The organism is Blastocatellia bacterium (assembly GCA_035275065.1).
Taxonomy (GTDB): Bacteria; Acidobacteriota; Blastocatellia; order UBA7656; family UBA7656; genus DATENM01.
Window position 1 is genome coordinate 115,585 of record DATENM010000023.1, and the last position, 13,379, is coordinate 128,963.

At 60.0% G+C, this 13,379-nt stretch carries 9 protein-coding genes and 1 pseudogene; 9 read left to right on the plus strand and 1 reads right to left on the minus strand.

The window, feature by feature from the left end; all coding sequences use genetic code 11:
* Positions 1–10 precede the first annotated feature (10 nt).
* Complete coding sequence (locus VJ464_04485; GenBank protein HKQ04365.1) at positions 11–601, plus strand: redoxin domain-containing protein; 591 nt, start codon at positions 11–13, stop codon at positions 599–601.
* A gap of 293 nt (positions 602–894) precedes the next feature.
* Here VJ464_04485 and VJ464_04490 read toward each other — a convergent pair whose 3' ends face one another.
* Entirely contained in the window at positions 895–2,292 is a 1,398-nt protein-coding gene (locus tag VJ464_04490) for a hypothetical protein (GenBank protein ID HKQ04366.1), read from the minus strand.
* Between the two features lie 308 nt (positions 2,293–2,600).
* On the opposite strand from VJ464_04490, the gene VJ464_04495 reads away from it, so the two are divergent.
* From VJ464_04495 to VJ464_04530, 8 genes and pseudogenes are all read left to right on the plus strand, one after another.
* Positions 2,601–5,978, plus strand: a complete 3,378-nt coding sequence (locus VJ464_04495) for a carboxypeptidase regulatory-like domain-containing protein (protein HKQ04367.1) — start codon at positions 2,601–2,603, stop codon at positions 5,976–5,978.
* A 271-nt stretch (positions 5,979–6,249) separates the two neighbouring features.
* Positions 6,250–7,539, plus strand: a complete 1,290-nt coding sequence (locus VJ464_04500; GenBank protein HKQ04368.1) for an MFS transporter — start codon at positions 6,250–6,252, stop codon at positions 7,537–7,539.
* A 13-nt stretch (positions 7,540–7,552) separates the two neighbouring features.
* Positions 7,553–9,196 (plus strand): glycoside hydrolase family 43 protein, encoded by a 1,644-nt coding sequence (locus VJ464_04505; GenBank protein ID HKQ04369.1) that lies wholly within the window; start codon positions 7,553–7,555, stop codon positions 9,194–9,196.
* 49 nt (positions 9,197–9,245) lie between these two features.
* Complete coding sequence (gene bla / locus VJ464_04510) at positions 9,246–10,118, plus strand: subclass B3 metallo-beta-lactamase (protein ID HKQ04370.1); 873 nt, start codon at positions 9,246–9,248, stop codon at positions 10,116–10,118.
* A 164-nt stretch (positions 10,119–10,282) separates the two neighbouring features.
* Positions 10,283–10,573 (plus strand): annotated as a pseudogene (locus tag VJ464_04515) (YjhG/YagF family D-xylonate dehydratase).
* Between the two features lie 19 nt (positions 10,574–10,592).
* Positions 10,593–10,877 carry a hypothetical protein gene (locus VJ464_04520; protein ID HKQ04371.1) on the plus strand — a complete coding sequence of 95 codons (285 nt, stop codon included), beginning with the start codon at positions 10,593–10,595 and terminating at the stop codon, positions 10,875–10,877.
* A 46-nt stretch (positions 10,878–10,923) separates the two neighbouring features.
* Positions 10,924–11,754, plus strand: coding sequence for a fumarylacetoacetate hydrolase family protein (locus VJ464_04525; GenBank protein HKQ04372.1), 831 nt, complete (start codon positions 10,924–10,926; stop codon positions 11,752–11,754).
* Between the two features lie 25 nt (positions 11,755–11,779).
* The gene (locus VJ464_04530) at positions 11,780–13,366 is read left to right on the plus strand and encodes an aldehyde dehydrogenase (NADP(+)) (GenBank protein HKQ04373.1); all 1,587 of its coding nucleotides are present in this window, start codon (positions 11,780–11,782) and stop codon (positions 13,364–13,366) included.
* The last annotated feature ends 13 nt before the right edge of the window (positions 13,367–13,379 follow it).

Below are 13,379 nucleotides of genomic sequence, written 5' to 3' on the forward strand. Positions count from 1 at the left end.
GGTTTTTCATATGCGATCTGACATAGTTCCAGGGGCCGTCTTTCCTGACTACGAGCTTCCCGATCACACCACGAAACGCCGGAAGCTCTCCGAACTCCAAGGTCAAGAGCCAATGGTGCTCGTCCTCAGCCGCGGCGGCTTCTGCCCCAAAGACCGCCGCCAGCATGAAGGATTGGTTCAACTCCATCGTGAGATCGAGGTCGGCTATTGCCGGCTAGTCACGATCAGCACCGACAACATCACCGAGACGAATGAATATCGCAGCGGCGTCGGCGCCCACTGGCCTTTCCTCTCTGATGCAGGGCGCACCATCCAAAAAGACCTCGACATCGCCGAATACACAGACCCGCTGCACAATCCAATGATCCCGCACACGATTGTCCTCGAACCGGGTCTGGTCATTTACAAAATCTACATGGGCTATTGGTTCTTCGGGCGGCCCACGGTGGAAGAACTGCGCCAGGACCTGCGCGCCGTGCTCAAGAAATGCCGACCCGATTGGGACATCACAACGCCCGAGCTGAAAGCGGCGTGGCAGGAAGGTCACAAGGAACTCTTCTACCCGTATGGCAAAAGCTATGTCCAAACTCTCAATGAATAGCCTATAGCGGTTTAGCAAATCAAATCTTTGTTACCCGTTCTTTTTCTCTCAATCGTCTATGCCCGCTTTGCTCCGCCTTCTTAGTCACTGTTCGGCCCATTCTGTGCTACAGCTGTGGTACGAGATCGCCGACAAGGCCGAACTCGCGAAATCGAGAGGAGTTCTACCACAATGATCTTTAGGGGTTGCCACACATGAAAGTGGGCCCCTGCCGGAGGGGTTGCCGAGCAGTGGAGCAGTCGGGTTGGGATCAGCGGGTTCTATAAAACCACGCGGGTAAGTCATGAATGTCTTCAATGGCCTGGCGATGGCGGGATGATGCGAAAGGTCTCATAGCGAAAGCTAAGGAGGATGCTGTCATCGGTCTCGGCTCTGACCACAACCTGATAGGCCGGCGGGAACGTATCGTGTCCGGCTTTTTTCAATTCGTTCTTCAATTCGAGCAGGTGTTCGGGCGAACTGAAAAACTCAGCCGCTGCTTGCGCGCCGGCTGAATTCACTCCCGAAAAGATCAGGATGCGGTCTTGGTGATCGCCGGCGCTTTCGCCCGGCAGCACGGTAATTAAGCCGAAAACTACCGCCAGATGCTGCTGTTGGTCCCGTTCGAGCGCATAACGCGCTGCTACCGATTGCTCGGTAGCCGTGCCGACGATGGCATCCAGGTACTTCACATGTAGCGGGCATTTTTCCAGCAAGCGGGTCACAGCCGGGCTGTATGCCGGCGCGCCAAATAAGATGACGTTGCGTCGCCGCAGAGTCGGCATCGTCGTGACCATTTCGGGAAACATCTGCGGCGCAACGCCGGCTGCGTTCAGGGTCTTGAACGCCGTCAGCGCGCCTAATACGTCTCCCCAATACGTGGCGTTGGTGGTGATCGCCAAGTTCAGGTTAGTGGTCGCCGCATAACGCCTGGCGTATAGCTCATAAAGCGGCGGCGGCATAGGCCGCTCGTCAGGGTCGGTAAGCGGGGTCGGGGAGGTCGCGGCGAAAGAAGAAGCTCGACGCACCGAGAAACTAGGAGGATTAGCGACACAGAGCACCACGTCGGCATTGGGCTGAAGCAGCGGCCCCCACGCTTCAGCCAGGATCGGCGCGGGGCTGTGTGAAACCGCGCTGGCGACCGGCCTGACTCTCATACTCCAGTAGAGGACGCAGACAACGAGCGCCGTCACCACGACGCCTGCGCCAAAGGCAAGCAGCCGGCTTCTTTTCCAGTCACGCCGACTTGTCGTTTCGGCTGGGAGCGATTCATCGTGCGCCGTGGCGGATTGGAATAGCGGTGACGCGAGCGGCTCGACCGTGGTGTCGGCGCCATTGGCTTTTTGCGGCGGCTGGCTCTCAACAAAGTGCGGGCAGTAGGAGCCCTTCAGCAACTCGATGCGCAGCGCGGCGTCGGGCTGTTCGTGCTCGTAAAACTCTTGCAGCTTTTTCCTGAGCGCAAAGGCGCGGGTGCGCACCGCCGAATCATCGCCCGGCGAATAACTGGCCGGCCGCCCCAGCGCTTCGATGCCGATTAGATACTCGGTCAATTCGTGGCCGCGACCGGCCATCTCCATTTCACAAACGTATCTCAGGAAGCATTTCAACTGGTCGGTGCGGGCAAAGGTCTGGCTGTGGAGAACGGCTTCGAGCGCCGCGCGCTTCTGCTCGCTCGTCAGAGACTGGTCAGTTCCGAGTGCCGTTCCGCTCATAAGAGTTTTTACTCCTGCGATTATGCCCGTGGTGGAAACAGTGCGGGGGGATGTTACCAAACGTTTATTAACGTTACAAGACTTGCCGGCCAATTATAGCCCAAGTAGAGTAGGCCCGGTCATCCTACGATTTTACCAATAAATAGACAGACCGATTGGCTTTGCGGTTAGAGATTTTGTCCATTGATGTTGCCGAGATTCGCTCAGTTGATGGAATGAAGGTTTCGCCGGCCTTGTATGAGTAAGGCCACATCCGTCCTAAGTTCCCGCGGCATGACCAGCCGCGGCGCATCTTCACAGGAGGAAAGATGAAAATGAGAATGCGTTCTGTACTTCTTATGCTAGGCAGTGTGGCGATGCTCTGCGTTTTGGCCGCCACTAGCAAGGCGCAGACCAGCGGTGAGATCACCGGTCTGGTAACGGATTCATCGGGCGCGGCGGTGACGGGCGCTACCGTGACGGTCACCAACAAAGCGACTGGCGCGACGCGCAAAGCGACGACCAACAGCGAAGGACTTTATACCTTCCCATCGCTGCTGCCCGGCGACTACGAATTGAAAGTCGAGCAAACCGGCTTCAAGGTGGCGCGGCTCGATGACATCAAGCTCGAAGTTCAGCAGACGGCGCGACTGGATGTGACGATGGAAGTCGGCGCGGTCGGCGAGATGGTGACGATTAGCGGCAGTGGCGTGCTGCTCAACACCGAAAACTCGACAGTCGGCACCGTGATTGAAAACAAGATGGTGACGGAATTGCCGCTGAATGGTCGGCAATATCTGAATCTCGTCGCGCTTTCGCCCAACGCCAACGTGCTGGCGCCTGCCGCGGGGCAAGCGGGCGCCCGTCAGGGCGGCGAGCGCGCCCAGCAAGCGATCTCCGCCGGCGGGCAGCGCATCTTCTTCGATTACTACACGCTCGACGGCGTCAACAACATGGACGTGAACTTCAACACCTACGTCGCCCTGCCGTCCATTGACGCGATTCAGGAGTTCAAGGTTCAAATCGGTGTTTATCCGGCGGAGTATGGGCACCAGAGCACGCAAGTGAACGTGCTCACCAAGTCGGGGGGCAACGCCTACCACGGCGCGCTCTTTGAATTTCTGCGCAACGACGCGCTGGACGCCAAGCAGTACCAGTTCACCACCGCCAAGCCGAAGAATCCGTTCAAGTGGAATGACTTCGGCTACGAGTTTGACGGGCCTGTGCGCATCCCCCGCCTCTTCAACGGGCAGGACAGACTATTTTTTATGTCCAACTACGAGGCGCTGCGCCGCCGGCAGAGCGTGTTGAACACCTTTACCGTACCGACGTCCAGGATGTTTGCCGGCGACTTCAGCGAGTTGCTGCCCTCGACGATCATTTACGATCCGAACACGGGACAGCCTTTTCCGGGCAACATCATTCCCACGAACCGGCTCGACCCGATCTCGCTGAAGTTTTTGAAATACTACAATTCCGCCAGTGTGCTCAGAACCAACAACTACGCGCAGACCAGTTCGCAACCCTTCAACCGGGACGGCTTTGTTCTCAGACTCGATTTCATCGAGTCGCCGAAGTCGCAATGGATGGGCCGGTACAACTGGGGCGACGAAAACACCTCCGCGCAAGGTCTCAATCTCGCGGGGACGAAGGTGCTGACCAACTACGAACAATACACAGGGTCCAACACGCGGACCTTGACTCCCAACCTCGTCAACGACGCACGGTTCGGCTATACGCGTTTCTTCAACTCGCTTGGCACCCTGAGCGCCGGCAGTCTGGATGTAATTTCCGACATCGGCATTCCGAACCAGAATCCCGGCGATCCGATCACCTGGGGGATTCCGAACGTTGTATTTAACGGGGGCGGGTTCACCGCAATCGGCGACGCCAACGACGGCCCATTCGCAATTGACAACAATAGTCTGCAATTCGTTGATAAGTTGTCGTGGATACATGGCAAGCACACCTTCGCCTTCGGGGGCGAGTACAGCCGGCAAAACTTCAATCAGGTGGGCAACCAGTTCTCACGCGGCGTGTTTACCTTCCAAGCGGGCGCGACAAAGAATCCTGTGAATGGAACCGGCGGCTTCTCCTTCGCCGAATTCCTGCTCGGGAAACTCTTCGTATCGACCAATGCGGCTGCGGTCGCCAATGCGAAATTCCAGCGCAACGTCTTCCACACGTTTATTGACGACACCTGGAAGGTCACTCCCAAGCTGACACTGTCGCTGGGCTTGCGATACGAATTGACGCCGCCCTTCACCAATACGCTGGGCAACTATTTCACGGTGAAGATACCGAAGATCGAGTTTATTGCTAATGCTCCGCAAGCCGACTGGCCATTCTTCGTGCGGCAGGGCGATGGCTGCACGGATCCGTATAAGGGCCTGGCTATCCATTGGACCAGCACGAAGGCGGTCTGTGGCGGCGGTCTGAACAACAACCTCCGACAGACCAAATACAAGAACTTCGCGCCGCGCATCGGCATCGCCTACGCGCTCAATGACAAGACCGTGATCCGTACCGGCTTTGGCATCTTCTACATGCAGGACATCGCCAATGCCGAGTACTTCGACATGGCCCGCAATATCGCGGCCCGCGTCGATCTCACCACGACGCCCGCACTTCCGATAACCTGGAACAATGCGATTCCCGGCGGCGGCGGCACCGTCGTTCAGGTGCCGCCGCCGTTTGCGTGGGCAGTCGCTTACGACCACGCGACGCCTTACACCATGCAGTACCTGTTGAGCGTGCAACGGCAGCTCGGCAACAACTGGCTAGTGGAAGTGGGCTATCTGGGGTCGCAAAGCCGGCACCTCTACGGCTTCCAAAACATCAACCAGGCGCTGCCGGGCCCCTTAAGTAGCATCAACTCGCGCCGACCGTTTGCCAACTTCGGGGTGCTCTCCTATGTCAATGATGGGTTCAACGCCAGCTACAACGCCGGCAGCGTGAAGCTCACACGGCGCTTCGGCCAGGGGCTTAGCTTGAACACGAATTACACCTATGCCAAGTCGATTGACAATGCCAGCGGCACCCGCACACAGGGCCTCGACACACTCTTCCCGCAAGACAGCAGTTGCCTGGCTTGCGAGCGCGGGCTGTCGTCGTTCGATGTTCGCCATCGCTGGGTTCTCGGCGCCGTCTATGAACTGCCGATAGGCAAAGGCAAGCCGCTGGGCATCAACAACTCAATCGCCGACGCGTTTGTCGGCGGCTGGCAGTTGAGCACGAACACGACGATCCAGAGCGGCGTTCCGCAGACCCTCACCATAGGCATCAACAATGCCGGCACCAACAATCCATTACCAGATCGCCCCAGCTACTCAGGCGTAGGCAATGGCTATGCGGCGAGCCGCACCCCCACACGTTGGCTAGACCCTGCCTCCTTCATCGTGTCGCCCGCCGGCACCTTTGGCAATGTCGGGCGCAATACCATACTCACGCCGCATTTCCAGTCGATTGACATGGCGTTGGGGAAATACTTCCACATGCCTTACAGCGAACACCATGCCCTACAGTTCCGGCTCGAAGCGTTCAACGTCTTCAACCACCCTGTGTGGGGCGCGCCGAACGGAAACATTCTGGCGGGGCCGGCATTTCCGGGAGCGCCCGCCAATGCCGCGCATCAGGGCTTCGGCGTCATCAGCTCAACGGCCATACCGATGCGCCAGATTCAACTGGGGCTGAAGTATTCGTTCTGAGCGACGGACGTGAATCAAACGCCGGCAGTAGTCAGAAAGGAGTCTGTGATGCGGATGGTGAGCATGGCGGCCACAACCGCGTGCTCACCATTTTTTTCAACGTCGCATTGAACTCTGGCTTAATCGCCGTTTATGCTGAACCTCCTGGCCGGTTGACACGGCAACTTCACAAAACGAAGACGCAACCTGGGTGAGCACGCACAGCGACTTTCTTGAGAGCTACGGCAACCAGGATTCGCAACGTTGAGCAAAGCAAGGAACTGTCTCGGCAATGTCTAAACTAAGAGGACTGCGGTGGTGGATGATCGGGCTGATTATGCTCGGCTCGGTCATCAACTACTTGACGCGCAGCACGCTCTCGGTCGCCGCGCCGACGCTGCTCGAAGACCTGAAGATCGGCACTGAGCAGTATTCCTGGGTCGTCGGCACGTTTCAAGGCGCGATCATGCTGCAACCGCTCTGCGGTTACGTGCTTGATGTAATTGGGCTGAAGCGTGGCTACGCGCTATTCGCTGCCGCCTGGTCGCTCATCAGCATGGGGCACGGACTGGCGCACAACTGGCAAACGCTCGCCGGCCTGCGCGGGCTGCTGGGGTTGGCCGAAGGCTCGGCGAACCCCGCTGGGATGAAGGCAACGGCGGAGTGGTTCCCTGCCAATGAGCGCGGGCTCGCAGGCGGCGTCTACAACATCGGCGCTTCGTTCGGCTCGATGCTCGCGCCGCCGCTGGTCGCGTGGGCGATCTTGCAATATAACTGGCAATCGGCCTTCGTGATGACAGGGGCGTTGGGCTTGGTCTGGGTAGCCGTGTGGCTGTGGCTCTATCACCCACCGGAGAAACACCCCTCGCTTTCCTCAGCCGAGTTCGACTACATCGCCGCCGGGCAGGAGAAGCATTTGCAGCACGACGGCACGCGGCCCGCGATGCTCGCGCTGCTCAGGCGGCGAAATTTCTGGGGCATCGCGCTGCCGCGTTTTCTAGCTGACCCGGCCTGGGGAACGCTGACATTCTGGATGCCGCTCTACCTCGCGCAGACGCGCGGCTGGGATTTGAAGCAGATCGCGCTCTTCGCGTGGCTGCCGTTTCTGGCGGCAGACATCGGCTGCGTTTTTGGCGGCACGTTCAGCCTGTGGTTGCAAAAGTACTGGCGCATCAGCCTCATTGACGCGCGGCGCGCGGCCTTCACGCTCGGCGCTGTTATGATGCTTGGTGTCGGCTTCGTCGGCTTTGTACAAAGCCCATATGCCGCGATTGCGCTACTTAGCCTCGCCGGCTTCGCCCATCAGACGTTGTCCGTAACCGTGATCACGATGTCGTCGGATCTGTTCAAGAAGAACGAAGTCGCGACGGTCGCAGGGATGGCGGGCACGTTCGGCAACGCCGGGCTGCTGATCTTTTCGCTGCTGATCGGCGCGCTGGTGACGAAGATCGGCTACGCGCCGTTTTTCATTTGTCTCGGCTTGCTTGATGTCATCGGCGCGGTGATCTTGTGGACCGTGGTCAGAACGGATGTGAAGGCAGCCGAAGCGGTCGGGGAAGCAGCCGAAGCGGTCGGGATTTGAGAAGGGACTTGCGATGAGTGGCTCGGTTACCGTGATCCAAAACCCCATCCTGCGCGGATTCAATCCCGACCCTTCGATTGTGCGCGTCGGCGACGATTACTACATCGCCACCTCGACCTTTGAATGGTTCCCCGGCGTGCAGATTCATCACTCGCGTGACCTCATACACTGGCGATTGCTGACGCGCCCGCTCTGCCGTCCGAGCCAGTTGAATATGATCGGCGACCCGGACTCCTGCGGCGTATGGGCGCCATGTTTGTCATATGATGGTGAGTTATTTTACCTGATCTACACCGACGTCAAACGCTACGGGCGCACATCCGCTACGGGCAGCGTCGGCGCGGGCTTGCGCGACATGCACAACTACCTGGTGACCTCTCCGGCGATTGACGGCGAGTGGTCGGACCCTGTCTATCTGAACAGCAGCGGCTTCGACCCGTCGTTGTTTCACGATACGGACGGGCGAAAATATTTGGTGAACATGCTCTGGGATCACCGACCCGGCAAGAACCGGTTCGGCGGCATCGTGCTCGAAGAGTACTCGACCGCCGAACATCAGTTGATCGGCGAGCGGCACAACATCTTCACAGGGACAGCTATCGGCTTCACCGAAGCGCCGCACCTCTACAAACGTAACGGGTATTACTACCTGATCACAGCCGAGGGCGGCACAGGCTGGGGACACGCAGTGACGATGGCGCGTTCGCGCGAATTGCTGGGGCCATATGAGCTGCACCCCGATACGTACATCCTGACGGCGCGCAACCGACCGGATGCGGAACTGCAACGGGCAGGGCACGCCGACCTCGTCGAGACGCAGCACGGCGACACCTACATGGTTTATCTCTGCGGTCGCCCGCTGCGCAATCGCGGGCGCTGCGTGCTAGGTCGCGAGACAGCCATTCAACGCATGCGATGGGGCGCGGACGACTGGCTCTACACAGAGGACGGCGACGCCTTCCCGCAACGCGAAACCGCCGCGCCTGATTTACCGCCGCACACGCTTACGCCCGCGCCGGCGCGCAAAGATTTCGACGTCCCCGTGCTACCCATCGAGTTTCAATGGCTGCGCTCGCCCTGGCCGGATGAGCTGTTCAGCCTGACGGCGCGGCCCGGCTACTTGCGTTTGTTCGGGCGCGAGACGACCGGCAGCCTCTTCCGCCAATCCCTTGTCGCGCGGCGGCAACAAGCCCACTGCTACAGCGCCGCGACGGTCGTCGAGTTCGAGCCGCAACACTACCAGCAACAGGCCGGGCTTATCTGCTACTACAACGGCTCCAAGTTCCATTACCTTTACGTCTCGACGGATGAGACGGGCGGCAAGCACCTCCGCGTAATGACGTGCCACCCGGAGTTGCCAGACACATTCACCACGCCGATTCCCATTGCCTCAGGCATACCCGTCCATCTGCGTGTAGAGGTGGATTACGAGCGGCTGCGCTTCGCCTTTCGCGTCGGCGGCGATGAGTGGCAGTGGCTGCTGGAGCAGTTCGACGCGAGTATCTTGTCGGATGAAGCCGGCCCACCCACGGTCCCGAATTTCACCGGCGCGTTTGTCGGGATGTGCTGTCAGGACTTGGCCGGCACAGGGCGTCCGGCGGACTTCGACTACTTTGAATATCGCGAGCGTGAATTCTCCGCCGCGCTTCTGCCTTAGTTTTCAAGAGAGGACATTGATGACACCTACCAGATTCTTTCGCGCCATAATGAAAAAAATCCTGACGCTAGCCATCTTCATCCTGGTGATAAGCATAACTGGCGCTCCGTCTGCCCAGTCCCCTGCTGATTGGACCGAACCATTTCCGCCCTTCAAGATCGCCGGGAATCTCTACTATGTTGGAAGCCGTGGCCTCGCCAACTATCTGATCACGACGCCGCAGGGACACATCCTGATCAACAGCGATCTTGAGGAGAACGTCCCGCTTATCCGCGCGAGCGTCGAGAGGCTCGGATTCAAGTTCACAGACATCAAGGTCCTGCTCATCAGCCACGCGCACTGGGATCACGACGCTGCGAGCGACACCATCAAGAAGCTGACCGGCGCGAAGTACATGGTTATGGATACGGACGTGCCGGTCGTTGAATCGGGCGGCAAGGCGGACTTTCAGTATGGCAACGATGCAACGACCTTCTACAAGCCCACGAAGGTAGATCGCGTGCTGCACGATGGCGATGAGGTCAAGCTAGGGAACACCGTACTGATGGCGCACCTCACGCCCGGCCACACGAAGGGTTGTACGACATGGACGATGAAGGTGCAGGAGGCAGGTAAGACCTACAACGTTGTGATCATCGGCAGTCCCAACGTGAATCCCGGCTACCGGCTGGTGAACAACTCGGCCTATCCGCAGATTGCGGCGGATTACGAAAAGACCTTCCGCGTCTTGAAGTCCTTGCCGTGTGACATTTTTCTCGGTGCGCATGGCAACTACTTCGATCTCGAAACGAAATACGCGCGGCTGAAAGAGGTCGGCCTTGCCGCCTTCGTTGATCCTGTGGGCTACAAGAATTACGTGGCCGACAGAGAAGAAACTTTCAAGGTCGAACTCGCAAAGCAAAGAGCCGCTCTGCCAAGATGACCCATGAATGGATGGGGTGGTATAACAACGTGGTCGGCGCGCGGAGCGGATTTCTGATGGTGACTTTGCGCCAGGGGTAAGGTATGTCGAACGATTCGGGAGGTGAGCGAGAGTTGAGTTCTGAGGCCGTCTTCGACTCGGATGTCGAAAATGTTTGTCGGGTCGTGACGGCAGTGCCGGGGCCGCGCGGACAACTGCCCATCACGGCGGAAGACCTGATTGGCCGTCCCAGCGGCGACATCTTCGGCTGGACACAGGATGTCGGGATGGGTTGGAATCCAGCGCAGCTACGACGTCCCGAAGTCCTGATCCTGAGCACGCAGGGCGGCATACGCCTGCCCGACGGCACGCCCCTCGCGCTCGGCTATCATACGGGACATTACGAAGTCGGATTGCTGATGCAGGCCGCCGCCGAAGAGTTACGCCGGCAAGGCTGCATCCCTTTCGCGGGCTACTGCACAGACTATCGGCAAGGTGCGTGACGGCGATCTGATCCGCGTCGTAATAGACCCGATCAAGCTGGAGGGAAGCATTGATCTGGTTGAAGCGCGCGGGCCGAATGACTACGTGCCGGCTGAGGCGATGTTAGCGGCAAGGATGCCGCGCCCTGACTTACGGCCTGACGCGGCTCTGCCCGCCGACACGAGACTGTGGGCGGCGCTCCAGAATGCGAGCGGAGGCCCGTGGCGTGGCAGCGTCTATGATGTTGACCGAATCGTTCGCGTCATCGAAGCGGGACTGCGCGCGCTGGACTCTTAACCGGGCGCTTGCTCAAGCAGCGGCTAATCAATTGGAGAATGCGACAGTGAAAATCTACCGAGTAAAAGATGGCGTCATCATTCAAGACGGCACGAGTGCTTACTCATTCGAGACTGACTGGGACGAGCTAATCAACCGCGAAGACCTCTCCGGTTACTTGCACAATCTACTCGGCACTGCCGGCTTGCCTTCAGTGGGCAGCGATTTCAGCGAAAAGATTCTGCCGCCGATTGTCAGCCAGGAAGTCTGGGCGGCGGGTGTCACTTACTACCGAAGCCGCGCGGCGCGCATTGAGGAATCGCAAGATGCGGGCGGCGGCGACTTCTACGACCGCGTCTACATGGCGGAGCGCCCGGAGCTCTTCTTCAAGGCGACCGCGCACCGTGTCGCAGGCCACGGCGGGGCTGTGCGCATACGCCAGGATTCACACTGGAACGTGCCCGAACCGGAACTCACGCTCGTCGTCACGCGCACGGGTAAGATCGTCGGCTACACCATCGGCAACGACATGAGTTCGCGCGACATAGAGGGCGCGAACCCGCTCTACCTGCCGCAGGCCAAAGTCTATGACCGTAGCTGCGCGCTCGGCCCTTGCATCCTCGTCGCGGAAGAACGGCTTCCCGCCGCGACCGAAACCAAGCTGCGCATCGGGCGCGCAGGCCGTACGGTCTTCGCGGGGGAGACGACGCTCGCGCAGCTCAAGCGCACGCCTGAGTCGCTGGTCGAATTTCTCTTTCGCGACAACTCGTTCCCGCAAGGCTGCTTCCTGCTGACGGGTACGGGTATCGTCCCGCCCGACGATTTCACTTTGCAGCCGGGCGACGAGATCAGCATCACCATCGAACCCATCGGCACGCTCGCGAGCGTCGTCGAATAGCCGCCGCGCGCAGGAGTTCTAACATATGTCTGAGCTACACGGCAGAAGCATCATCGCGGGCGAGATGGTCGAAGGCGGCGGAAAATCGTTTCGCGCATTCAACCCGTCCGAGGGGCAAGAGTTCGGGCCGGAGTTTTACGAGGCAACGCCCGCTGAGATTGACCGCTCCCTGGTCGCGGCGGCGCAAGCTTTCAATGATTACCGCCAGCGAAGCGCCGAAGAGAGCGGGAGCTTTCTCGAACGTATCGCGCTAGAGATCGAGGCGCTCGGCGGCGAGTTGATCGAGCGGGCACACGCGGAGACGGCCCTGCCTGTGGAGCGGCTGACGGGCGAGCGGGCGCGGACGATGGGCCAGTTGCGAATGTTTGCCGCCGTCGTGCGCGAAGGCTCCTGGGTCGAGGCTTCGATAGACCACGCCGAGCCTGAGCGAAAGCCCGTCCCGAAACCTGACCTGCGCCGGATGCTCGTCCCGCTTGGGCCTGTCGCCGTCTTCGGCGCGAGCAACTTCCCGCTTGCCTTCTCGGTGGCGGGCGGCGATACCGCGTCGGCGCTCGCCGCCCGTTGCCCCGTCGTGGTGAAGGCCCACCCAGCGCATCCGGGAACGTCGGAGCTGGTGGCCCGCGCCATCAACCGCGCGGTCGAGGAAGCGGGCCTGCCCGCAGGAGTCTTCTCGCTGATTCAGGGCGCGAGTCCTTCGGTGAGCCTTGCTGTCGTCGAACACCCAACCACGAAGGCGGTCGGGTTCACAGGCTCGCTGCGCGCAGGTCGCGCGCTCTTCGACGCGGCAGCGCGCCGGCCAGAGCCGATTCCGGTCTATGCAGAGATGGGCAGCGCGAACCCTGTCTTCGTTCTGCCGGGCGCGCTTCGAGAGCGCGCGGAGGAGTTTGCCGAAGGACTGAAGCAGTCGGTGACGCTAGGGGTCGGCCAGTTCTGTACATGCCCAGGCCTCGTGATCGGGCTGCGCGGAGAGACGCTGGAAAAGTTCATCGCGCGTGCCGACGAACTCTTCGCCGCAGCCTCGCCGGGCACCATGCTGCACGCAGGGATATTGAAGACTTACGAAGAAGGTGTGGGCCGGCTCAGGCAACTCGGCCCGCTTAAAGCGAGCCACCCAACGATCACACCCGACGGATCACGCACGCAGGCTTCGGCCTACCTCTTCGCGACCGACGCCTCGGTCTTTCTCGAACACAAGGAACTCGGCGAAGAGGTCTTCGGCCCGACCACGCTGGTCGTCGCCTGCGAGACCGAAGACCGGTTGCGACAGGTGGCAGAGAATCTCGAAGGCGCGTTGACGGCGACGATTCACGGCACGCCCGACGACCTGCGCGAGTTCGCATGGCTTGTCCGCGTGCTAGAGAACAAGGCCGGTCGCCTCATCTTCAACGGTTTTCCGACGGGCGTCGAAGTGTGCGCCTCGATGCAGCACGGCGGGCCTTACCCGGCGACCACCGATGCGCGCTCGACCTCCGTGGGCACGGCGGCGATCAAGCGTTTCGCGCGCCCGGTCTGTTACCAGAACTTTCCGCAGGAGGCGCTGCCGGTCGAACTGCGTGACGAGAATGAGCGCGGCATCTGGCGGCTCGTCAATAACCACTGGTCAAAGACATAGAGAGGAGAAGAAC

What these genes read in the sequence shown, in the direction of transcription:
- VJ464_04485 (HKQ04365.1), top strand. Translation starts at nt 11, where the DNA reads ATGCGATCTGACATAGTTCCAGGGGCCGTCTTTCCTGACTACGAGCTT.
- VJ464_04490 (HKQ04366.1), bottom strand. Translation starts at nt 2,292, where the DNA reads ATGAGCGGAACGGCACTCGGAACTGACCAGTCTCTGACGAGCGAGCAG.
- VJ464_04495 (HKQ04367.1), top strand. Translation starts at nt 2,601, where the DNA reads ATGAAAATGAGAATGCGTTCTGTACTTCTTATGCTAGGCAGTGTGGCG.
- VJ464_04500 (HKQ04368.1), top strand. Translation starts at nt 6,250, where the DNA reads ATGTCTAAACTAAGAGGACTGCGGTGGTGGATGATCGGGCTGATTATG.
- VJ464_04505 (HKQ04369.1), top strand. Translation starts at nt 7,553, where the DNA reads ATGAGTGGCTCGGTTACCGTGATCCAAAACCCCATCCTGCGCGGATTC.
- bla (HKQ04370.1), top strand. Translation starts at nt 9,246, where the DNA reads ATGAAAAAAATCCTGACGCTAGCCATCTTCATCCTGGTGATAAGCATA.
- VJ464_04530 (HKQ04373.1), top strand. Translation starts at nt 11,780, where the DNA reads ATGTCTGAGCTACACGGCAGAAGCATCATCGCGGGCGAGATGGTCGAA.